This is a genomic window from Bradyrhizobium lablabi, assembly GCF_018131005.1.
GTDB lineage: Bacteria > Pseudomonadota > Alphaproteobacteria > Rhizobiales > Xanthobacteraceae > Bradyrhizobium > Bradyrhizobium lablabi_D.
Genome location: NZ_JAFCJK010000001.1, coordinates 670,915 through 691,469 on the forward strand (window position 1 = coordinate 670,915; position 20,555 = coordinate 691,469).

At 62.3% G+C, this 20,555-nt stretch carries 17 protein-coding genes; 5 read left to right on the forward strand and 12 right to left on the reverse strand.

Features of this window, described 5'->3' with window-relative positions:
- Positions 1-186 precede the first annotated feature (186 nt).
- From JQ553_RS03120 to JQ553_RS03135, 4 genes are all read right to left on the reverse strand, one after another.
- On the reverse strand, positions 187-1,026 hold the full coding sequence (locus JQ553_RS03120) for a M48 family metallopeptidase (protein ID WP_212498408.1): 840 nt from the start codon (positions 1,024-1,026) through the stop codon (positions 187-189).
- A gap of 198 nt (positions 1,027-1,224) precedes the next feature.
- Entirely contained in the window at positions 1,225-2,553 is a 1,329-nt protein-coding gene (locus tag JQ553_RS03125) for a polyhydroxyalkanoate depolymerase (RefSeq protein WP_212498409.1), read from the reverse strand.
- Positions 2,554-2,689: 136 nt separating this feature from the next.
- Entirely contained in the window at positions 2,690-3,457 is a 768-nt protein-coding gene (locus JQ553_RS03130; RefSeq protein WP_212498784.1) for an ABC transporter permease, read from the reverse strand.
- A 53-nt stretch (positions 3,458-3,510) separates the two neighbouring features.
- A complete protein-coding gene (locus tag JQ553_RS03135) occupies positions 3,511-4,305 on the reverse strand; it encodes an ABC transporter ATP-binding protein (RefSeq protein ID WP_212498410.1) in 795 nt (264 codons plus the stop codon).
- A 209-nt stretch (positions 4,306-4,514) separates the two neighbouring features.
- Here JQ553_RS03135 and JQ553_RS03140 point away from each other — a divergent pair, with 209 nt between their 5' ends.
- A complete protein-coding gene (locus tag JQ553_RS03140) occupies positions 4,515-5,849 on the forward strand; it encodes an ActS/PrrB/RegB family redox-sensitive histidine kinase (protein ID WP_212498411.1) in 1,335 nt (444 codons plus the stop codon).
- 104 nt (positions 5,850-5,953) lie between these two features.
- A complete protein-coding gene (locus JQ553_RS03145) occupies positions 5,954-6,508 on the forward strand; it encodes an ActR/PrrA/RegA family redox response regulator transcription factor (RefSeq protein ID WP_312015081.1) in 555 nt (184 codons plus the stop codon).
- Positions 6,509-6,597: 89 nt separating this feature from the next.
- Here the strand turns inward: JQ553_RS03145 and JQ553_RS03150 are convergent, their stop codons facing one another.
- Positions 6,598-7,086, reverse strand: a complete 489-nt coding sequence (locus tag JQ553_RS03150) for an MmcB family DNA repair protein (protein ID WP_212498412.1) — start codon at positions 7,084-7,086, stop codon at positions 6,598-6,600.
- A 250-nt stretch (positions 7,087-7,336) separates the two neighbouring features.
- Between JQ553_RS03150 and JQ553_RS03155 the strand changes: the two genes are divergently transcribed.
- Entirely contained in the window at positions 7,337-9,043 is a 1,707-nt protein-coding gene (locus JQ553_RS03155; RefSeq protein WP_212498413.1) for an alpha-amylase family protein, read from the forward strand.
- Between the two features lie 75 nt (positions 9,044-9,118).
- Here the strand turns inward: JQ553_RS03155 and JQ553_RS03160 are convergent, their stop codons facing one another.
- Both JQ553_RS03160 and JQ553_RS03165 read right to left on the reverse strand, forming a co-directional pair.
- On the reverse strand, positions 9,119-10,723 hold the full coding sequence (locus JQ553_RS03160) for an alpha-amylase family glycosyl hydrolase (protein WP_212498414.1): 1,605 nt from the start codon (positions 10,721-10,723) through the stop codon (positions 9,119-9,121).
- A gap of 100 nt (positions 10,724-10,823) precedes the next feature.
- Entirely contained in the window at positions 10,824-11,636 is an 813-nt protein-coding gene (locus tag JQ553_RS03165; RefSeq protein ID WP_212498415.1) for an RMD1 family protein, read from the reverse strand.
- Positions 11,637-11,806: 170 nt separating this feature from the next.
- On the opposite strand from JQ553_RS03165, the gene JQ553_RS03170 reads away from it, so the two are divergent.
- Positions 11,807-12,475, forward strand: coding sequence for an MBL fold metallo-hydrolase (locus JQ553_RS03170; RefSeq protein ID WP_212498416.1), 669 nt, complete (start codon positions 11,807-11,809; stop codon positions 12,473-12,475).
- 7 nt (positions 12,476-12,482) lie between these two features.
- Here JQ553_RS03170 and JQ553_RS03175 read toward each other — a convergent pair whose 3' ends face one another.
- From JQ553_RS03175 to JQ553_RS03195, 5 genes are all read right to left on the reverse strand, one after another.
- Entirely contained in the window at positions 12,483-13,673 is a 1,191-nt protein-coding gene (locus JQ553_RS03175) for a PHB depolymerase family esterase (protein ID WP_212498417.1), read from the reverse strand.
- A gap of 122 nt (positions 13,674-13,795) precedes the next feature.
- Positions 13,796-15,202 carry an MFS transporter gene (locus JQ553_RS03180; protein WP_212498418.1) on the reverse strand — a complete coding sequence of 469 codons (1,407 nt, stop codon included), beginning with the start codon at positions 15,200-15,202 and terminating at the stop codon, positions 13,796-13,798.
- Positions 15,203-15,334: 132 nt separating this feature from the next.
- Positions 15,335-16,153, reverse strand: coding sequence for an ABC transporter substrate-binding protein (locus JQ553_RS03185; RefSeq protein WP_249143895.1), 819 nt, complete (start codon positions 16,151-16,153; stop codon positions 15,335-15,337).
- Complete coding sequence (locus JQ553_RS03190) at positions 16,146-16,553, reverse strand: cytochrome c (protein ID WP_249143896.1); 408 nt, start codon at positions 16,551-16,553, stop codon at positions 16,146-16,148. Before JQ553_RS03190 ends, JQ553_RS03185 begins: the two co-directional genes overlap by 8 nt.
- A gap of 27 nt (positions 16,554-16,580) precedes the next feature.
- Positions 16,581-18,305: a PQQ-binding-like beta-propeller repeat protein gene (locus JQ553_RS03195; protein ID WP_212498419.1), complete on the reverse strand. Its 1,725-nt coding sequence runs from the start codon at positions 18,303-18,305 to the stop codon at positions 16,581-16,583.
- A gap of 586 nt (positions 18,306-18,891) precedes the next feature.
- On the opposite strand from JQ553_RS03195, the gene JQ553_RS03200 reads away from it, so the two are divergent.
- On the forward strand, positions 18,892-20,133 hold the full coding sequence (locus JQ553_RS03200; RefSeq protein WP_212498420.1) for an LLM class flavin-dependent oxidoreductase: 1,242 nt from the start codon (positions 18,892-18,894) through the stop codon (positions 20,131-20,133).
- The last annotated feature ends 422 nt before the right edge of the window (positions 20,134-20,555 follow it).

Sequence of the window (20,555 nt, forward strand, 5' to 3'; positions counted from 1 at the left end):
ACAACGCATAGCGTTTTCGCGGAGATCGCGCTGAAGCCGAGGACCTAAAAGCGCGATGACGATTCAGCCTGATCGTATCAAGGTTTAGAGCGTTTTCGAGCGAAGTGGAAACCGGTTCGCGTGAAGAAAACGCGTCAAAACAAGAATCTAGAGCCTCGTTCCGATTCCATCGGAACGAAAAGGGCTCTAGTCCTCGATCCCGTAGCGATGCAGGTCGTTACCGTGCGTGTCGAGCCAGGTCTTGGCGCGGTTGACCGACGCGCAGACCTTGCCAACAACCCTCCAGAACCGCGGCGAGTGGTTCATCTCGACGAGATGCGCAACTTCATGAGCGGCGAGGTAATCGAGCACGAAGGGCGGCGCGAGAATCAGTCGCCATGAGAACGAGAGCGAGCCGGCCGAGGTGCAGGACCCCCAGCGGCTGGATTGATCCCGGATCGAAATCCGCCGCACCCGCACGCCGAGTTCTGCGGCATAGAGTTGTGCCGACTTCTGCAAATCCTTCCGCGCCTCGCGCTTGAGGAAGTCGTGTACGCGGCGGTCCATGTGCTCGACGCCACCCGCCACGCACAACACCTTCTCGCCGCTGTCGCGCGTCTCGGTCCATACCGTGCCGCGCTCGCCGGCGCGGTGAACGAGGCGATGCGGCATGCCGCGCAGCGGCACCACTGTACCCGGTTGAAACGGAGCCGCTTTCGGCAAGCGGCCAAGACGCGCGGCGATCCACCCGCCATGGAGCTGCGCGAACTCCCTGGCTTCGATGATGGTGCCGCGCGGCGGCATCGTCAGGATCGCCTCTCTGTCGGTGGGATGGATTCTCAGCGTGTAGCGGCGCGCGCGCCTGTGTCTGCGAAGCCTGATGGCGAAGAATTGGGAGCCGTGTCTGACCAAAACAGTCGCGGGTTCGGCCGGCCGCCGATAGAGGAGCGCGCGAGTAGCCATTTCTGAGAGTCCGGGGAGCAGGAGTTCACCCGGACTTTGCCATATCCGGCGCCAGGGAAAGCGCTCGGCGCAAAAACAAATCATTTGCCCAATATACAGGGGCTGATCGGTGTTTGACCCCTACCTACAGGGGCTGGAACCCATTTTTTTACGGTGAACCGGCCTCGCAAACATGATTCAAGGAATGAGGCCACACTCATTCCTTGAACTGTCCTCGAATCTGGATTTTTTTAATCGATTCAGAGGTTTATCCGGCCGCTCGAATCGAGACCAAAACGATGACTATTCGGCCGCTGCGACGAGCGAAAGCCTCGTATTGGCCGCTGAAACCATGAAATCGGAGATGCGCGGCACGATTTCGGAGCGAAAGCGCGATCCATTGAAGACGCCGTAATGCCCGACGCCTTTTTGCACATAGTGCACCCGGCGATGATTGGGAATGGCGGTGCAGAGCGCGTGCGTCGCTTCGGTCTGACCGAGGCCGGAGATGTCGTCCTTCTCGCCTTCCACGGTCATCAGCGCGACGCGACGGATCTTCGACGGATCGACCGGCTTTCCGCGATGGGTCATCTCGCCCCTGGGCAGTGCATGCTTGACGAACACGAGGTCGACGGTCTGCAGATAATACTCGGCGGTGAGGTCCATCACCGCGAGATACTCGTCATAGAATTCACGATGCTTGTCGACGAGATCGCCGTCACCCTTCACCAGATTGCCAAACAGCGCCTTGTGCGCGTCCATGTGCCGATCGAGGTTCATGCTGATGAAGCCGTTGAGCTGTAGGAAGCCCGGATAGACATCGCGCATCACGCCGGGATGCGGAAACGGCACCTTGGTGATGACGTTGTTGCGGAACCACTCAATGCCGCGTTGCTCCGCGAGTTGGTTGACCGCGGTCGGATTGCGGCGGGTGTCGATCGGGCCGCCCATCAACGTCATCGACAGCGGCACGAACGGATCCTTGTTCGCCTCCATCAGGGATACCGCGGCCACCACCGGCACCGACGGCTGGCACACCGCGACGACATGCGTGTTGCCGCCCAGAACCTGCAGCATCTCGATCACGTAATCGACGTAGTCATCGAGATCGAACCGGCCGGCCGCCACCGGGACCATGCGTGCGTCCATCCAGTCGGTGATGTAGACCTCATGCGTCGGTAGAAAGGCCTCGACGGTGCCGCGCAGCAGCGTCGCATAGTGACCCGACATCGGCGCGACAATGAGGACGCGCGGCTGGGGACTGCGCAATGGCCGCGTCAGCTTGCGATCAAAATGCAGCAGACGGCAGAACGGCTTTTCCCAGATCGAACGCACTTCGACGGGCGTCCGGATGCCGTTGACCTCGGTCGTCGGCAAGTTCCATTCAGGCTTGCCGTAACGGCGGGTGGTGCGTTCGAACAGCTCGCAGGCCGCGGCGAGAGATTTGCCGAACTCGGTGTGCGACCACGGATTAAGCGGATTCTGAAACAGGATCTTGGTGGCGTCGGTGACTGCGCGCGCCGGATTGAGCGAGGCATGCGCCATCTCGTACATCCAGTACAGTGGCGTCGTGAGTGCGGCACTGCCTCCCACCGCCAGGGGCGGGGCACCACCAAATTCACCAATCGGCATGGTTTCTCGGATCCTTGTTTTGCGCCGCAACATACTGACGGACCTGACATATTGCGTCAATGCAGCAATCTATAAATTGCGGTCCGGAACCAGCCAAAACAACGGAAATCCACGGGAAATTGAGGGAATGTGAAACTTATTCGCCCCCGCCGAGCAGCGAGCCGTTCCGTTTGGCACTGCGCAAGAGGACCATGAAGGTCGCAAAGGACGCAACGAACAGGAGCGCGTTGATGAGAAACGCCTCAATCATCAGATCGGCGCGGAAGACGTGGTCGATCAACAACGTGCGCATGCCCTCGAACACGTAGGTCGGCGGCAGCATCCAGGCGACGTATTGCAGCCAGGCCGGCAGCACGTCGACCGGATAGTAGATGCAGGCGAGTGGCATCACCGCAAACATCAGCGTCCAGACGATGCTCTCCGCGCCGAGGCCATTGCGCAGGACGAGGCCTGAGGCGAACACGCCGACCGACCAGCTCGTAAAGATCAGGTTGCAGAAGAACGCGATCAACGGCAGCCCGATGGCGTAAAAATTGAAGCCGAAAAAGAACAGCGCCATCAACGTCATCGGAATGACGCCGATGGCGAGCCGGATCAGGCTCATGATCATCATCGAGAGCAGGAATTCGATCGGCCTCAGCGGGCTCATCATCAGGTTGCCGAGATTGCGCGCCCACATTTCCTCCAGGAACGAGATGGAGAAACCGAGCTGGCCACGGAACAGGATGTCCCACAGGATGACCGCGCCGATCAGCGCGCCGCCCGCCTTGGCGAAAAACCCCGAGGTTTGCGCAATATAGGTCTGCAGGAAGCCCCAGGTGACGATCTGCAACGCCGGCCAATAGACCAGCTCGAGTAGCCGCGGCCATGACGATACCAGCAGATACCAATAGCGCAGCACCATCGCGTTGATGCGATGCAACGAGATCGTGCGCTGATGCGGGCTGGCGATCTCACTCACGGCGCACCCTCCCGGAGTCGGCCGCGTGCGACGTCGAGAAACACCTCCTCCAGCGTATCGCGGTTGTAACGCGCCATGATCCGGTCAGGACTGTCGTCATCCTGGATCGTGCCGCGCTTCAGGATGATGATGCGATCGCATAGCCTCTCCACCTCCAGCATGTTGTGCGATGCAAGCAGGATGGTGGCGTTGTGCGTCTTGCGGTAGGTCTCAAGGTGCTGCCGCACCCAGTCGGCGGTATCGGGGTCGAGCGAGGCGGTCGGCTCGTCGAGCAGCAAAAGTTCCGGCTCGTTGATCAACGCCTTCGCCAGCGCGACGCGCGTCTTCTGTCCCGAGGACAGTTTCCTGTTGGCACGGTCGAGCAAGTCCCTGAGGTCGAGGTCGGCGGCAAGCTGATCGATCCGCTCGCGCAGATGCTTCACCGCGTAGAGCCGGCCGAACACGGTGAGATTCTGCCGCACCGTCAGCCGCATTGGCATGTCGACATAAGGACTTTCGAAATTCATCCGCCCGAGCACGTCATAGCTCTGGTCCGGAATGGATGCGCCCAGCACCTGGATGCGGCCGGAGGTCGGCAGCACCAGGCCCATGATCATCGCGATTGTCGTGGTCTTGCCGGCTCCATTGCCGCCGAGCAGGCCGGTGATGCTGCCGCGAGCCACGCGAAACGTGACACCGTCGACCGCGCGGGTGGTCTTGTAGACCTTGACCAGATGCGCGACGTCGATCGCCGCCGATCCGCTCGCATCGGCGGCGGGCGATTTCCCCTGGCCTGTCTCGCTTTGCTGCATTTGCCCGTTCATTGGGCCATTGCGGCAGCAAGCGCAAGGGTCGCGCCGGCGCCATGGAGACAATCGCGAATTTGTGCGCCGGCCGCGGCACAGCTGAAGCATCATCGGTTCTGATTGAATCAGAACCGATGCTTCAGATCCTTGTTTTGACGCGTTTTCTTCACGCGAACCGGTGGCCACTCCGCTCGAAAACGCTATAGAGTCCGGATATGACCGACGTTGCAGCCTCCGATTTCCGCCAACCGCGCCGCTATGTCCGTCTCGATACGATTTTGCGGCTGCGCTGGCTGGCGGCGTTGGGTCAGCTCGTCGCGATTTTCATCGTCGCCCAGGGGCTGGAATTTGACCTTCCGATCATCCCCTGCGTCAGCATCGTCACGTTCTCGGCGCTGCTTAATCTGGTGCTTCAGATTATCTTCAACCCGATGCAGCGGCTGGAGCCGGCCTATGCCGCCGCACTGCTCGCGCTCAACATCGTCGAGCTTGCCGGGCTGCTCTATTTCACTGGCGGCCTGCAGAACCCGTTCTCGTTCCTGTTTCTCGCCCCTGTGCTGATCTCGGCCACGGTGCTGCCGATCCGGCTGACCTTCGCCCTCGGCTGCCTTGCGGTTGCCTGCGCCTCGGCGCTGTTCTTCTTCCATCTGCCGCTGCCATGGGATGGCGACGACCCGCTCGTGCTGCCGCCGATCTATCTGCTCGGCGTCTGGCTTTCGATCCTGCTCGCAATCGGCGTCACAAGCCTTTACGCGTTTCAGGTGACGGAGGAGGCACGCCAGCTTTCCGACGCGCTTGCAGCGACCGAGCTGGTGTTGACGCGGGAGCAGCACCTGACCCAGCTCGATGGCCTGGCCGCCGCAGCCGCCCATGAGCTAGGCACCCCGCTCGCGACCATCTTTCTGATCGCGCGCGAGCTTGAGAAAACGGTCAAGGATCCTCAGCTGACAGGCGACCTGAAAACCCTGCATGAGCAGGCGCAGCGTTGCCGCGACATCTTGGGCAAGATCACCCAGCTCTCCTCGCGAGGCGCGCCATTCGACCAGATGAAGCTGTCGACACTGATCGAGGAGGCCGTCGCGCCGCATCGCGATTTCGGGGTCAATATCAAGGTGCGGCTTGCTGTCGCACCTACACAAGAACCGGTAGGCGCCCGCAACCCCGGGATCCTTTACGGCGTCGGCAACATTCTGGAGAATGCCGTCGATTTCGCCCATCAGACCGTTGAGGTTAACGCGTGGTGGAATGCCGAGACTGTCGAGATCGTCATCTCCGACGACGGCCCGGGAATCGCACCGGATATGCTGAAACGGATCGGGGAACCCTATCTATCGCGCCGTCGCGGTGCGGATGAGGCCCAAAACGCGCATGGCGGCCTCGGTCTCGGCGTTTTCATCGCGCGTACGCTGCTGGAGCGCACGGGAGCCAAGGTCTCGTTCTCCAACCGTGTCTTCCCGGATCACGGCGCGGTCGTTCAGATTGTATGGCCTCGCGAACGTTTCGAGGCTGTCGAAACACAGCCCGAACTGGTGTCCTGGAATGGTTCGTAACAAGCCGGCTGGCATTACGCATGCAGCGATCGCGACGTTGTGTGCCTTGGCAGCGCCGCAGTGCCGCGCCATATATCTGGCATTGAACACAGGGAAACTGGATCGTGAACGCCATTGCCGAACTTGATGAACTCACCGATCGCTCGCTTCTCATCGTCGAGGATGACAAGCCTTTTCTGGAGCGTTTGTCCCGCGCCATGGAGACACGCGGCTTTGCGGTAAAGTCATGCGATACTGTGTCCGACGGTCTGGCCGAAATCGGCCGCGCTGCGCCCGCATTCGCAGTCGTCGATCTGCGGCTCGGTGACGGCAACGGGCTCGATGTCGTGTCGGCGTTGAAGCGCAAGCGCCCCGATGCGCGCGCAATAGTGCTCACTGGCTACGGCAACATCGCCACCGCCGTAACCGCGGTGAAGATGGGCGCCATTGACTATCTCTCCAAGCCGGCCGATGCGGATGACGTCGTCGCCGCGTTGCTTGCGAGCGGCACCGAGAAATCCGAGTTGCCCACTAATCCAATGTCGGCGGACCGCGTGCGCTGGGAGCACATCCAGCGCATCTACGAGATGTGCAACCGCAACGTCTCGGAAACCGCGCGCCGGCTCAACATGCACCGCCGCACCCTGCAGCGTATTCTCGCCAAGCGCGCGCCGCGGTAATAGTCGCGGATTGCTCCGACCCATCTCCGTCATCCTGGGGAGCGCGCCTTCGCGCGTCTCAGGATGGCGGACGACAATCGCGCTCGCTTCTAGAATTCCCCATGCCCTCCCTGGGGATCGACCAGCCGATTGATCCGCTGCGCTGCGGCCATCGCGAAGCGCACCGTCATCGCCTTGCGCGTCGGGGCCGGCAAACGATGCTCCGGCGCTTCGCACTGGAGATGCGCGCCATAAGCGTCCGCGATGATCAGCCCGGTATCCGCCGGAAATAATTCACACGGCAGATCCTGCGTGAAGGCAAAGAACAGCCGGTCACAATGCATCCGGTAGTCCTGCCATTTCTGATCGGCGCGCAAATCCTCGACTGACGACTTGACCTCGACGATCCAGATCTCGCCGCGCTCGTTCAGGGCCACCAGATCGGCGCGCCGGCCGGACGGCAGCGGCAATTCGCTGATGCAGGAAAACCCCAGCGACCTCAGAAGCCTCGCAGTACCGCGCGCAATCGCGAGCGCGGTTTCCGACTGGCGTCTGTCAGGTGCAGGCACGAGCGCGATCTGGCGGGCGGGCGATTCCATGGCGCCGAGACTATATAGCGTTTTCGAGCGAAGTGGATGCCGGTTCGCGTGAAGAAAACGCGTCAGACAAGCATCTGGAGCTTCGGTTCTGATTCAACTAGGACCGACGATGCTCTGGCCGATTTCAGACCGGGCGCCCATCACGAGAGGCCGTCCACGCGATTTTCCTGGCGTCCGCGAGAGGGAACCCGCAGCCCCTTCACAGCTTATCCATCGGCCGCTGCAACGGGCGGACCGATGAGGCTGCGCTGTGATAGACGACCTCTGGTACAAGAATGGCGTGATCTACTGCCTCTCCGTCGGCACCTACATGGATGCCAACGGCGACGGTGTCGGCGACTTCCGCGGGCTGTTGCGGCGTCTGGATTACCTGCACGGCCTCGGCATCACCACGATCTGGCTGATGCCGTTTCAACCCTCACCGTGCAAGGACGACGGTTACGACATCTCGGACTATTACAGCGTCGACCCGCGCTACGGCACTCTGGGCGACTTCGTCGAATTTACGCATGGATGCCGGCAGCGCGGCATCCGCGTCATCATCGACCTCGTCATCAATCACACTTCCGACCAACACGCCTGGTTTCAGTCGGCACGAACCTCGAAGGACTCGCCCTATCGCGACTGGTATGTCTGGTCCGACAGGCGACCTGCGAATGCCAACACGGGGATGGTGTTTCCCGGCGTGCAGAAGTCGACCTGGACGCGCGACAAAAAAGCTGGCGCCTGGTACTTTCATCGTTTCTACGATTTCCAGCCCGATCTCAACACGTCAAACCCGCATGTGCAGGCTGAGATCCTCAAGATCATGGGGTTCTGGATTCAGCTCGGCGTCTCCGGCTTCCGCATGGATGCGGTCCCCTTCGTGATCGCGACCAAGGGCGCCACCGTGCGCAAGCCAGTCGAGCAGTATGACATGCTGCGCTCGTTCCGCGAATTCCTGCAATGGCGTCAGGGTAACGCGATCATTCTCGCCGAAGCCAATGTGCTGCCCGAAACCGACATGGAGTATTTCGGCCGCGACGGCGACCGGATGCACATGATGTTCAACTTCCACGTCAATCAGCATCTGTTCTATGCGCTGGCATCAGCCGACTCGCGACCACTCGCGAAGGCACTCGCCGCGACCAGGCCGCGGCCGGTGACGGCGCAATGGGGCCTGTTCCTGCGCAACCATGACGAGCTCGACCTCGGCCGCCTCACCAAGGCGCAGCGCGACACCGTCTTCAAGGCCTTCGGTCCGGACAAGAGCATGCAGCTCTATGACCGCGGCATCCGCCGGCGGTTCGCGCCAATGCTTGGCGGCAACCGCCGGCGGCTGGAGCTTGCGTACAGCCTGATGTGCACCCTGCCCGGAACGCCCGTGATCCGTTACGGCGACGAACTCGGCATGGGCGACAATCTCGACCTGCCCGAGCGCAATTGCGCACGCACGCCGATGCAATGGTCCACCGAGCCGCACGCGGGCTTCACCGAGAGCGACCGGCCGTGCTCGCCGGTGATCGACCAGGGTGCCTACGGTTACGAGCACGTCAACGCCGCCAAGCAGCGGCGCGATCCCAACTCAATGCTGAACTGGACCGAGCGCATCATTCGGATGCGCAAGGAGGTCCCTGAAGTCGGCTGGGGCGATTTCAAGGTGATCGCGACGCGCGATCCTGCGGTGCTGGTGATCCGCTACGACTGGCGCAACAACTCGGTGCTGTTCATACACAACCTCGCAGAACAGCCCCGCGAGGTCTCATTTGCCGTCGGGCTTCCGGATGACGCGGGGGACCTGCTGGTCAATCTGTTGACGGAAGATCACAACCGCGCCGACGAGCGCGGCCGTCACAAGCTCCTGATCGAGGGTTACGGTTACCGCTGGTATCGGGTCGGCGGGCTCGATTACCTGCTGAAGCGCAGCGACATCGATACCGAAAGCCCGCGGGCATCGCGCCAGAGAGCGATGAGATGAGGATGAATCATCATCGCGCTCAAGCCTTCTCTTTGAGCATGGTCCTTTCGGAAGGTCGATACACGGCTTTCCGGTTCATACCCGCGGCGAGCCGAGGATCACGCCCTCGTTGGGCCGCAGATCAAGCACGCCTTCGACTTTCTCGCCCTGGCGGTCCATCAAGGTCGAGAGCAGGATCTCGTTGCTGAAACCGATCGCGCTCGAAGTGATCTCCGCAGGTTGCCCGCCAAAATTCAACGCGATCACCACCACGCCGTCCTCGCCGCGGCGGCGATAGAGCAGGATGTCGCCCTGCGCCACCGCCGGCTCATAACTGCCGCTGACGAGTTCCGGCAGACCACGCCGCAATGCGATCAACTCCTTGTAGAGGTTCAGGATCGAGCCCCTGTCCGCCTCCAGGTTGACGACATTGTCGTGGGCGAAATCATGCGCCAGCGGCAGCCATGGTGTTGAGGCCGAAAAGCCGCCATAGGCCTCCGCGCTCCACTGCATCGGCGTGCGGCAGCCGTCGCGGCCGGCACCGATGCCCGGCACGTTCTTTTCGAAGGGGTCCCGTACCTGGTTCGGCGCGATCGGAACCTGGCGCATGCCGATCTCATCGCCATAATAAAGTGTCGGCGTACCGCGCAGCGTCAGGAGCAGCATCGCTGCGATCCGCGCCTGCTCCGCCCCGACCCGGCTCGCGACTCGTGGCCGGTCGTGGTTGCCGAGCACCCAGTTCGGCCATGCGCCGATCGGCAGGGCCTTCTCGTAATCCGCGATGATGGTCTCGACCGAGCGTGCGCTCCACAGCGTCGACAGCAGCGCGAAATTGAACGGCATTTGCGCACCGCGTAGATCGTTGCCGTAATAGGCGACCAGCCGATGCAGCGGCAGATAGACCTCGCCGATCAGCACGCGGTTATCGAACTCCTCGGTGACGCGGCGCATCTCGGTGATGACCGTATGCACCTCCGGTTGGTCGGTCGAATATTGCGTGAGGATTCTTTCATGCGGCGGCCGCCCCTCGAGATAATGAAGGTTCGGCGGATTGTCGCGGAATTCAGCGTCCTTGATCAGATGCCAGATTACATCGACGCGAAAGCCGTCGATGCCCTTGCCGAGCCAGAAGCGCATCACATCGTAGATCGCTTGCCTGACTTCGGGGTTGCGCCAGTTGAGGTCGGGCTGCTCGGCGAGGAAGGCGTGGTAATAATATTGGCTCGAAGCGTCGTCATAGGTCCACGCAGGTCCGCCGAATTCCGACAGCCAGTTGTTGGGCGGGCCGCCGTCGGACGCCGGGTCGCGCCAGATGTACCAGTCGCGTTTTGAGTTCTCGCGCGAGCTCCTGGCTTCGATGAACCATGGATGCTGGTCGGAGGTATGGTTCGGCACCAGGTCAAGGATCAGCTTGAGGCCCGCGTCATGAGCGGCCACGATCAGCTCGTCGAAATCCTCCATCGTTCCGAACAGGGGATCGACGCCGGTATAATCAGATATGTCGTAGCCGAAATCGGCCATCGGCGAGGGAAATACCGGTGACAGCCAGATCGCATCGACGCCGAGCCGCGTCAGGTAGGGCAGCCGCTCGATAATCCCCCTGATGTCGCCGACACCGTCGCCATTGCTGTCCTGAAACGATCGCGGATAGACCTGATAGAATATCCCGTGCCGCCACCAGTCGCCGTCGCGCTCATCCATCCCAAAGCCCCTCATGATCCGGCCCAAGCGAGCTAACGCCCGCGATGCCGCCTGGTTCACGGCCCAAGCACGATACTTGGGAAGGAAAATGACGGCCGCGTCAGTGCCGGCCCACTGCAATCTGATAGATCGTGATCAGGACCTCGAACAGGATCAGGAAGACGATGATCAACTCCAGTCGCAGGGAGCGGCTGGTGTCGATGATATCGGTGAGGACCTGCGCGGTTTCAGCAATGACGGCGAGTTTTCGGTTCAGCGATTCCGCCCGCTCCTTCAATTCATACTCATCCTCAAGCCGGGAGTAGAGTCGCTCGAGCTGCGGCTTGTCCCAGAGGATGTCCGGCTTTTCCCCGATCTCGACCGGGCCAGCCACGCGGTGGCGCACCAACAGCGCGTTGCCAATATGCTTGAGGATCGCGGCGCGGCCGCCGCGCGGACGCCCGCCCTTGGCTAATTCGCGCGCGAACGGCTCGGTGAGATCGAACACAGCCGCAACCTCGCGCTCGTGCCGGGCCAGCACCACGCTCTTGGCGAGTGCCTCGCCGACCAGGATCAGCCGCTCGGGCGACAGGCTTTGCAGATAGATCGGGCCGCCCGGCGGGATCTGGTCTTCCTTCTCCGACGCGAGCTCGATAATCGCGATCTCCTCCTCACGCCGCGTGAACGGGCCGGTCATGCGCGATTGCAGCCCGCGCAGAAATTCGTCTTCCTCCAGCGCATTGAGCCCAATCAGGACCACCACGCCGTAACGGAACAGGATGGCGACGCCGTTTTCGTTGACGCGGAACGCGAGCGGGGTGGTCGCCAGCACATCGCCACGTTCCAGGCCGGATGTATTGATGCGGTCGGCGACGAAAAATGCGCGGGCGGTGGTCCGCGGTCCGCCGAGCGGCGATTTGGAGGCCTGGGTCATGGAAATTCGGACTGCGGGGACCTAGATCATCGTCGATAGCACGGGCAGATCGATCTGTTCGGGCATACTCAGTCGGCCGAGCCTATCACGGTCTGTTTTGGATCACACGCCGGGTGAGGCGCGTATACTGTCCGTGTTGACGGCTTCCCCGCGATGCCTATGGTGAATCCATGGATGACAAGACCGAGACCAAACCGAAAGCCGGCGCGATCATCGTGCCGGTGACGTTGTTCGAACAGAACTGCACCATTATCTGGCACGAGCCGACCAAGAAGGCGGTGGTGATCGACCCCGGCGGGGACGTGCAGAAGATCCAGGCCGCGATCAAACAGACCGGCGTTACGGTCGAGAAGATCTGGCTGACCCACGGCCATATCGACCATGTCGGTGGTGCCGCCGAACTGCGCGACGCGCTACAGGTGAAGATCGAGGGGCCGCATATCGCCGACAAGTTTCTGCTCGACAACGTCGTATCGAGCGGCGAACGCTTCGGCATGACCGGGGTGCGCAACTTCGGGCCCGACCGCTGGCTCGACGAGGGCGACCAGGTTTCGATCGGCGATCTCACCTTCGACATCCTGCATTGCCCCGGCCATTCGCCTGGCAGCGTGGTGTTCTTCAACAAGGAGATGCGCTTCGCCCATGTCGGCGACGTCCTGTTCGCCGGCTCGGTCGGGCGAACCGATCTGCCCGGAGGCAGCCACCCGACGCTGATCCAGTCGATCAAGGACAAGCTGCTGCCGCTCGGCGACGATGTCGGCTTCATCTGCGGCCACGGCGCGGGCTCGAGCATCGGCCAGGAGCGGATGACGAATCCGTTCCTGACCGGCGAGTTGTAGGCCCGCGTTACTTCATCAATCCCGCTGCCGTGAGCGCGCGTGTGATGACGCTGCCGACGTCGATGCCACGGCGGCGCGCCGCGCGCGACGGCCTGCCGCTCCGCGCTGGCGAAACGGCGCTTTTGGCTTCTTTGTTATTGGTGTCTTTTGCGATCCGCTTTACGGCCGATCTCGCCGTTTCGTCGGCGACGATCTCATTTGCAGCCTGTACCTCATTGGATTGATGGACACGGCCGGTCAGGCCAAAGAACGTCGCGATATGATAGGACGAGGAAATCCCGGCCTCGATGAGGAACGCGCCTTCCACGCCGTACCGCTCGTCATTGTCAGCGAGGCCGAGCGGCGCGCCATGGGCCATGTCGTTGATGGTGTAGGACTCGACCAGCGTCTCGCCATCGGCATTCCACCAGACCTCCCGGGGATGGCCGTCGACATCAGCCTTCGACATCGCCGTAAGCGGCAGGCCGTGGACATCAAGCCACTGCCTGATGATGGCATCCGCATTGCCGGGATGGACGGTGCGGTCGGCACTGCCGTGCCACACGGAAATTCTCGGCCAGGTGCCCTTGTGCTTGGATGCCTTGCGAACGAATTCGCCCAGGCTGGCCTCGGGCAGCGCGCTGCCATGCATCATGGCATGCAGCGCCTCGCGCAGATTGGTCGCGACGCCGAACGGCAGGCCGGCGATAACAGCCCCGGCCGAAAACACATCCGGATAGGTCGCGAGCATGGCTGCCGCCATCGCGCCACCCGCGGAAAGACCTGTCACATAGATCCGGCGCGGATCAATGCCGTGCGCGCTGACAATTTGGGCGATCATCTGCCTGATCGAGCAGGCTTCGCCGTGACCGCGCGCTACGTCGTCCGGATTGAACCAGTTGAAGCAGGTATTAGCGTTGTTGGAGGCCTGTTGCTCCGGCATCAACAGCGCGAACCCATAGCGCTTGGCGAGCCTCGACCAGCCGGCACCGAGATCATAAGACGCCGCCGTCTGGCCGCAACCATGCAGCACGACGACGAGCGCGGGCGTCCGAGCAAGCTGCGCGGGCACGAACGAGAACATCTTCAGCGCCCCGGGATTCGAGCCGAATCCGGTCGTCTCCACGAGCGGCGTTGGCGCGGCGGGCGCGCCGAGACTGTTGAACGCATTCAGTCTCGGAAGATGGCGCAGAAATTCAACGTTGTTCACCAAAGACAACAGCAGCTCCTGAGGTGATTGTTCCTGAACGTCACCTCAGCCACATAGTTGCTGCACTGCAAAATGAAAAGACCGTGTGCTGTCATTCCCCCGGAAATGTGAGATTTGGCGTGATCGCGTGATCAGGCGCTCGCGCGACGCATCGATGACAGAAATGCGGCCGAAATCATGATCGACAGCGCAAACAATGCGCATGCCGCAAACAGCGCCACGCTTGTCGAAATCGTAGTTTCGATCGCGAAGAACACAGCCCCGATCGCGGCAACGCCAGCTGCATTTCCGATCTGCGTGGTCGTTCCGTACATGCCCGAGCCCGCGCCGGCGCTTGAAGACCTCACATTGGACAGCACCGCGCTTGACAACGGCGCCATGACGAGCCCCTGGCCGTAACCGAAGACCATCAGCACCAGCGCGAGCAGGAGTGCCGACGGCGCAACGGTTGCTTCAACCGTCGCGACCAGCACGGCAAGTCCGGCAATTTGCAAGCCACAGCCTTCGATCAACACCAGCGTACCGCGATGTTTCGCCCGCACGCCGCTGTGACGCGAGGCAAGCACGAAGCTCAGCGCCAGTGGCACGAACACCAGTCCTGCGTGCAGCGGCGGGATCTGCAGGCCCTTTTGCATGAACATGGTCATGATCAGGTAGAAGGAGAGATTGGCGAAGAAGAAGAAAAATACCGCGACCAGCCCGCGCATGAAGGCTGCATCCGACAATAGCGCCAGATCGATCAGCGGCATGCCGCCGCGCCGCGCGACGGCGCGTTCGAGCCGCACGAACGCCGCGATGATCGCAACCCCGGCCGCCATCACGAGCCACACCCACGCTGCCCAGTGCACGTCATGGCCGAACAGCAGCGGACCGATCAGGCACAGCAGGCCGCCGAACAGCACGACGGCACCGGGAATATCGAGCCGCGTGCCGGCACGGCGCGGCACCGTGGGCATGATCCTCAGCGCCGCTGCGATGATGACGGCGCCAAACGGCACATTGACGAAGAAAACGGCGCGCCAGCCGAGACCCGCGAGATCGAGCGTCACCAGCACACCGCCGAGGGTGAAACCTGTGACCCCCGCGAGCCCCAGTACGATGCCGTAGATGCCGAAGGCCCGCGCGCGGGTCGCATCGGAGAACAACAGATGCAGCGTCGCCAGCACCTGCGGCACCATCAGCGCCGCGGTGGCGCCCTGCGCGAGCCGCGCCACGATCAATTCGGGGCCGGACTGCGCCAGGCCACACCACAACGAGGTCGCGGAGAAGCCGGCGACGCCGGCGATGAACACATTCCTCGTGCCGTAGATGTCACCGAGCCGGCCGCCGGTGACCACCAGCGTAGCATAGGCGATCAGATAGATTGCAATCACGGCCTCGATCTGCGCCGGCGTCGCGTGCAACTCGGCCGCCATGGTTGGGATCGCGACATTGACGATGAAGGCATCGACGCCGAACATGAATTGCGCCGCTACGACGATCGCGAGCACCCGCCAGCGGCGGGAGGCGTCCACCGGAGCCGAGACGATCTGATGCATGCGGCGTGGTCCTGTCCAAGAATCCGTTGCCGCACATCACCAGATTCCGATCATCCCTTCGATTACCTCCGAGGTAAGCGTTCGTTCACGGACATGACACGTGGAGTTCGTTCGACCGTCGAAAACAGAATCTCATTGCGGAGGTCGCAGTTCGACGCCGTAGCGGGCGTAGATCCGCGCGATGGTGCCATCCGTCAGCAGCACCCCTATGGCGGCATCGACACGCTGCCGCAGCTTGTCGTCCGGGCGAAGCAACCCGGCCGCGATGTTCCAGTTCAAATCCTGATCGTTGTCGAACGCCGGAATCAGGCGCAGCGGCTTGTCGGCATGCTGCAGATTGAACCAGCCGACCGTCATCGGTGTGACTGCCGCCGCCTCGATCTCGCGATTGGCCAATGCCGCAACAATATCGTCCTCGAAAACGAACGGCGACGTGGCGGTGCCGCCCTTGGCGAGCGTCATGGAGACCAACGAGCCGACCGGCACCCCGACCCGCTGATCGGAACCGAGACTTGTCAGCGATGTCGCGGGTGAATCGCCTCGCACCGCGAGCACGACGCCGCTGCGATGGTAAGGACGCGAAGGCCGCACACCGCCCGCGGGCGTCGTATCCTTGCGGGCGATGACATCGAGCACGAGGTCGCAATCGGCGCGGCGATACTGGATCGCACTGACCACCCACTCCCGCGTCAACTTGACACCGAGTTGCTCGGCAATTTTCTCGCCGAGCTCGATCTGAAATCCCGGGACCGGTCCGGACTTGCTTGCAAATGGCAGCGCGTTCGGACTGGCGCAAAGCGTCAACGCGCCGCGCTCGATAATGGTTTCGAGCGAGCGGGCCTCCGCCGGCGCGTTCCAGAGCATCAGCAGGACGAGGCTTGCCGCGCATCCACCGAGGCGACCTCGCGGTTTCCACGGCGCGATCCGGCGATCACCATGCGCTCTAGTCATCGAGCCCTCGAATATAGGCCAGGATCGCGATGATCTGGCCGTCGCTGAATACCGAGCCATACGCAGGCATGGCACCCATTTTGCCCTTCTTGATGCGCTCGATGATAAATTCGTCGCTGCGCTCAGACTTCGACAGCTTCGGACCCCTGCCAGCATGGCGGCCGCCATCCTGATGACAAAAGCCGCAGGTGGTCGCGAACATTTTCTGGCCATCGATGTCGTTCGGTGAGGCTTCGGCTGGGATCGGCGAGCCCGCCGAGTTGGACGGTTGGGCAAGCGAGACGGTCGACGGCCCTGGCCAGATGATGGCCAGGGACGCAACAACTACAAACAATATTCGCATTCCAGCATCCGTATTCACGGCAAGGGGCGGCAACGCATAGATCGGCAAGGGCGGCAAGGAGAGATCCCTGCCGCCCAGCCATCGTCACTGTCTGAGCGCGAAGACGACCAGGGCACCGGTATTCTTCGACATGCTCTTGAAGGGCTCGCCATAGAGCGCGACAAACTCGTCGGCCACCAGGCTGCCCCAGCCCGCCGGCACGGCGATGTACTGCTTGCCGCCGGCCATGTAGCTGATGATGCCGGCATTGTGCCCCATGCCGTTGTTGCGCGACCAGAGCTCTTCGCCAGTGTCCGCATTATAGGCGTGCACGACGCCTTCGGCGTCCGGCACGAATACCAGGTTGCCCGCGGTGGCGAGAACGCTGGCGAGCGGCGGATACTTGTAGTTCACCTCCCACTTCTTGGCGCCGGTGACCGGATCGCGGGCGCTAAGATGACCACGGGCCGGCCCGTCCGGAGGCGGGATGAACTTGAACGTGGCGCCGATGTTGAGCTGGGCCATCGGCTCCAGGATCGGCGTGGTCTTCTCCACGGTCATCTCCATGCACCATTCCTGCCCGATCCGGTAGAACAGCCCGTTCTTGGGGTTGTAGGCGCCGGAGTTCCAGCTGATGCCGCCGGCGATGGCCGGGCACAACGGCGGGTCCACCTTGCCTTCCGCGAGGTCGCGGCGACCGATCAGTTCGCCGGTCTTCGGATCGATGCTCTTGACGAAGTTAATGTTCTTCACCAGCGGCCAGACGTTCTCGACCTTGGCGTTGGACCGATCATAGACGAAGATGTATCCGCTCTTGTTGGCGTGCACCACGAGCTTCTTGCCGCCACGGTCGAGCATGACGAACTCTCCCACGGCAGAGTCGAAGTCCCAGGCGTCGTGCGGCAGCTCCTGATGATAGAATTTGAGCTTGCCGGTATCGGGATCAAGCGCGATGACCGATGTCGTGTAGAGATTGTCGCCCGGCCGCGGTCCGCTCTTCTTCCAGTCCGCCCCCGACCAGTCGTAGAGCGGCGCCGGGTTGGCGGTGCCCCACCACACCGTATTGGTTTCCGGATCATAGGCCCCGGGCATCCAGCCGCCGCCGCCGCCGGTCCGCCAGGAGTCGCCGCCCCAGCTCGCCATGGCCTCTTCGGTGCCGGCGACCGTGAAGAACTCCCATTTCTTCTGTCCGGTTTTGCTGTCCACGCCGAAGATCGGTCCGCGATGAGGCCATTCGCCTCCTTGCGCGCCAATGATCACCATGTCCTTCACCACCAGCGGCGCTCCGGTGAAGCCAACGGTCATCTTCTTGGAATCCAGCAGCTTCGTGTCCCACACCGGCTGGCCGGTCTTCAGATTGAGCGCGATCAGGCGCCCGTCGACCGTGCCGACATAGAGGTTGCCCTGCCCGATGGCGATGCCGCGGTTGTACGGTGAGTGCGTTTGCTTGGAGACGAGCTCCTCGTCAAGCTCCGGCGCGTAGGACCAGATTGTCCTGCCGGTTGCTCCGTCGAGCGCCCACACACGGCTGTAGGAGCCCGAATAATACAGCACGCCATCAACCGCGAGCGGCGTCGACTGCAAGCCGCGGGTGGCGCGCTCCGGGAAATGCATCCACGCGACTTCGAGATTCTTGACGTTGCCGGTATTGATCTGGTCGAGACCGCTGTAATGGTAGGACTTGTAGGTGCCGTGATGCGTGGGCCAGTCGTTCTGGGCCGCTTCCGCATTGAGCGCTGCCGCGCTCTGGGCGTGCACCGGTGAGGCTGTCAACAAAACAACCGCCGCCAACGCAACGCCACTGCCGAGATGTCGTCCGTAAAGAGCCATCTGCGTCCTCCCTCTGGTTTATTTGTTGGGCCGAAGTTTTCGTCACGACCCTTGCAGGATCTCGTGCTGTCACCTCATTGGGTCGTGGTCGAACAGAGATTGCATGTTCTCACGGGACTGCCGCCAGGAGCCGGCGTGAGCCACGTTTGGCGCCGGAGCAGGTGACGGTCAGTGGGTCGAGAAAGGATGGATCTTGGCAGGGTGCGCTTTGGCGCACGACAGTATCGGACATCATTATGGGCAGCCAGACTGCCCCAACCGCTGTCGGCGATGTCAGTGCAGTGCACCATGACACGTCCCTCGATGCGTTCTGCCATTATTTGGTGTGGATTGTTGCTTTTTTGTGAAGCGCGGAACGAACGTCGAGACTTTGGTCTCGATCGACGTTGCGACACCCGCTTTGGTTGAGCACGCGGGCGGCCCGATCCTCGCGGCGGTGACGGAGATTTTTCGGGCGACGGCATGCCTTAGCCGTTCCTGCGCAACAACCATGCAGCCGCGGTGGGCCTCCGCGATTGCCTTGGCTGGCACCACCCCGTAGTTTCGTTCGAAGCGAACAAAAACAACGATTTGGAGAGAATGACGCATGGCGCGCCTCAAGTTCGGAGCCTTCCTGCCCCCGCACCACCCGATCGGCGAGCATCCGATGCTGCAATTCCGCCGCGACCTCGATCTGGTGGAGCAGCTCGACGCGCTCGGTTATGACGAATTCTGGTGCGGTGAGCACCACTCCTCGGGCTGGGAGATGATCGCTTCGCCGGAGATGTTCCTGGCCGCCGCCGGCGAGCGCACCAAGCGCATCAAGCTCGGCACTGGCGTGATCTCGCTGCCCTATCACCATCCCTTCAACGTCGCCCAGCGCATGGTGCAGCTCGACCACATGACCGGCGGTCGCGCGATCTTCGGCTCCGGTCCCGGCGCGCTCGCTTCCGATGCGCACGCGCTCGGTATCGACCCGATGACCCAGCGCGACCGCCAGGACGAGGCGATTGCGGTAATCCGCCGCCTGTTCAACGGCGAGCGCGTCACCGTGAACAGCGACTGGTTCAAGATGCAGGACGCCGCGTTGCAGATCCTGCCGCTGCAGGAGGACATGCCATTCGTCGTCGCCTCGCAGATCTCACCCTCGGGCATGACACTTGCCGGCAAATACGGCATCGGGATCATCTCGCTTGGCTCGATGTCGACGCAGGGCCTGATGGCGTTGCCGCAGCAGTGGCAATTCGCCGAGGATGCCGCCAAGAAGCACGGCACCACGGTGAGCCGGTCGAACTGGCGCGTGCTGCTGTCTTGGCACATCGCCGAGACGCGCGAGCAGGCGCGGCGTGAAGCCGGCGCCGGTTTGATGCGCTGGCACAACGAATATATTCTCGGCACGCTGATGCGTCCGGGCCTGACCGCGTTCTCCTCGCCGGATGAAGCGGTCGACAGGACCGCCTTCGTCGAGGGCGCGGCGTCCACCATCGGAACGCCCGACGATCTCGTGAAGATGATCAAGAACCTTGTCAGCGTCTCCGGCGGCGTCGGCACCATCGTCGGCTTCGTGCATGACTGGGCCAATCCGGAAAACACCCGCCGGAGCTGGGACATGGTCGCACGCTATGTGATCCCGGAGATCAACGGCTTCATCGACGGCCTGCGCGCGTCGCGCCAGTTCGTGATCGACAATCGCGCTGTGTTCGAACGCGCAGGACAAGCCGTGATGGCGAAGATCATGGAAAACGACAAGGCCGCTGCCGCGCTTGCCCACACCGGCCCCGGCCGCATCGCGATCCCTGCCGTGAATGCGCCGGATTTGCAGAAGGAAGCCGCGAAGCGGAAGGCGTGAGGTTCTTCGTTCGCACAGTGCGTCGGCGCGGGTCCTGTTTCCTGAGGCGCTTGCGTAGCGAGCCTCGAAGGATGCACGGCCCTGCCCGTGCCCGTCGTGCTTCGAGGCTCGCCAAGTGATGCAATAGCTGCACGGCTCGCTCATTGTCCCGCACGAATGCCATGGCGACGTTGTATCTCCGCATCCGTATGCGCGCAGTCTTGCCATTGTCGAGGCGATCATCGGCCAAATTCATCCAGCTACATTGCTGGCGCGTCTGGTAACGCTTGAACTAGCGCACGAGCGTGGCAGGTGCGACATGTCCATTCCCGAACCGATAGCTGAGGGTCCCTTTGACCATCGGGGACGATCGACCGCTGTTGGACCCTAAGCGGACGTTACGACTTTGGCCGCGGGCGCCCTTTCCAGAGCGTGATGAGATT

What these genes read in the sequence shown, in the direction of transcription:
- JQ553_RS03120 (WP_212498408.1), bottom strand. Translation starts at nt 1,026, where the DNA reads ATGATTTGTTTTTGCGCCGAGCGCTTTCCCTGGCGCCGGATATGGCAA.
- JQ553_RS03125 (WP_212498409.1), bottom strand. Translation starts at nt 2,553, where the DNA reads ATGCCGATTGGTGAATTTGGTGGTGCCCCGCCCCTGGCGGTGGGAGGC.
- JQ553_RS03130 (WP_212498784.1), bottom strand. Translation starts at nt 3,457, where the DNA reads ATGGTGCTGCGCTATTGGTATCTGCTGGTATCGTCATGGCCGCGGCTA.
- JQ553_RS03135 (WP_212498410.1), bottom strand. Translation starts at nt 4,305, where the DNA reads ATGCAGCAAAGCGAGACAGGCCAGGGGAAATCGCCCGCCGCCGATGCG.
- JQ553_RS03140 (WP_212498411.1), top strand. Translation starts at nt 4,515, where the DNA reads ATGACCGACGTTGCAGCCTCCGATTTCCGCCAACCGCGCCGCTATGTC.
- JQ553_RS03150 (WP_212498412.1), bottom strand. Translation starts at nt 7,086, where the DNA reads ATGGAATCGCCCGCCCGCCAGATCGCGCTCGTGCCTGCACCTGACAGA.
- JQ553_RS03160 (WP_212498414.1), bottom strand. Translation starts at nt 10,723, where the DNA reads ATGGATGAGCGCGACGGCGACTGGTGGCGGCACGGGATATTCTATCAG.
- JQ553_RS03165 (WP_212498415.1), bottom strand. Translation starts at nt 11,636, where the DNA reads ATGACCCAGGCCTCCAAATCGCCGCTCGGCGGACCGCGGACCACCGCC.
- JQ553_RS03170 (WP_212498416.1), top strand. Translation starts at nt 11,807, where the DNA reads ATGGATGACAAGACCGAGACCAAACCGAAAGCCGGCGCGATCATCGTG.
- JQ553_RS03180 (WP_212498418.1), bottom strand. Translation starts at nt 15,202, where the DNA reads ATGCATCAGATCGTCTCGGCTCCGGTGGACGCCTCCCGCCGCTGGCGG.
- JQ553_RS03185 (WP_249143895.1), bottom strand. Translation starts at nt 16,153, where the DNA reads ATGACTAGAGCGCATGGTGATCGCCGGATCGCGCCGTGGAAACCGCGA.
- JQ553_RS03195 (WP_212498419.1), bottom strand. Translation starts at nt 18,305, where the DNA reads ATGGCTCTTTACGGACGACATCTCGGCAGTGGCGTTGCGTTGGCGGCG.
- JQ553_RS03200 (WP_212498420.1), top strand. Translation starts at nt 18,892, where the DNA reads ATGGCGCGCCTCAAGTTCGGAGCCTTCCTGCCCCCGCACCACCCGATC.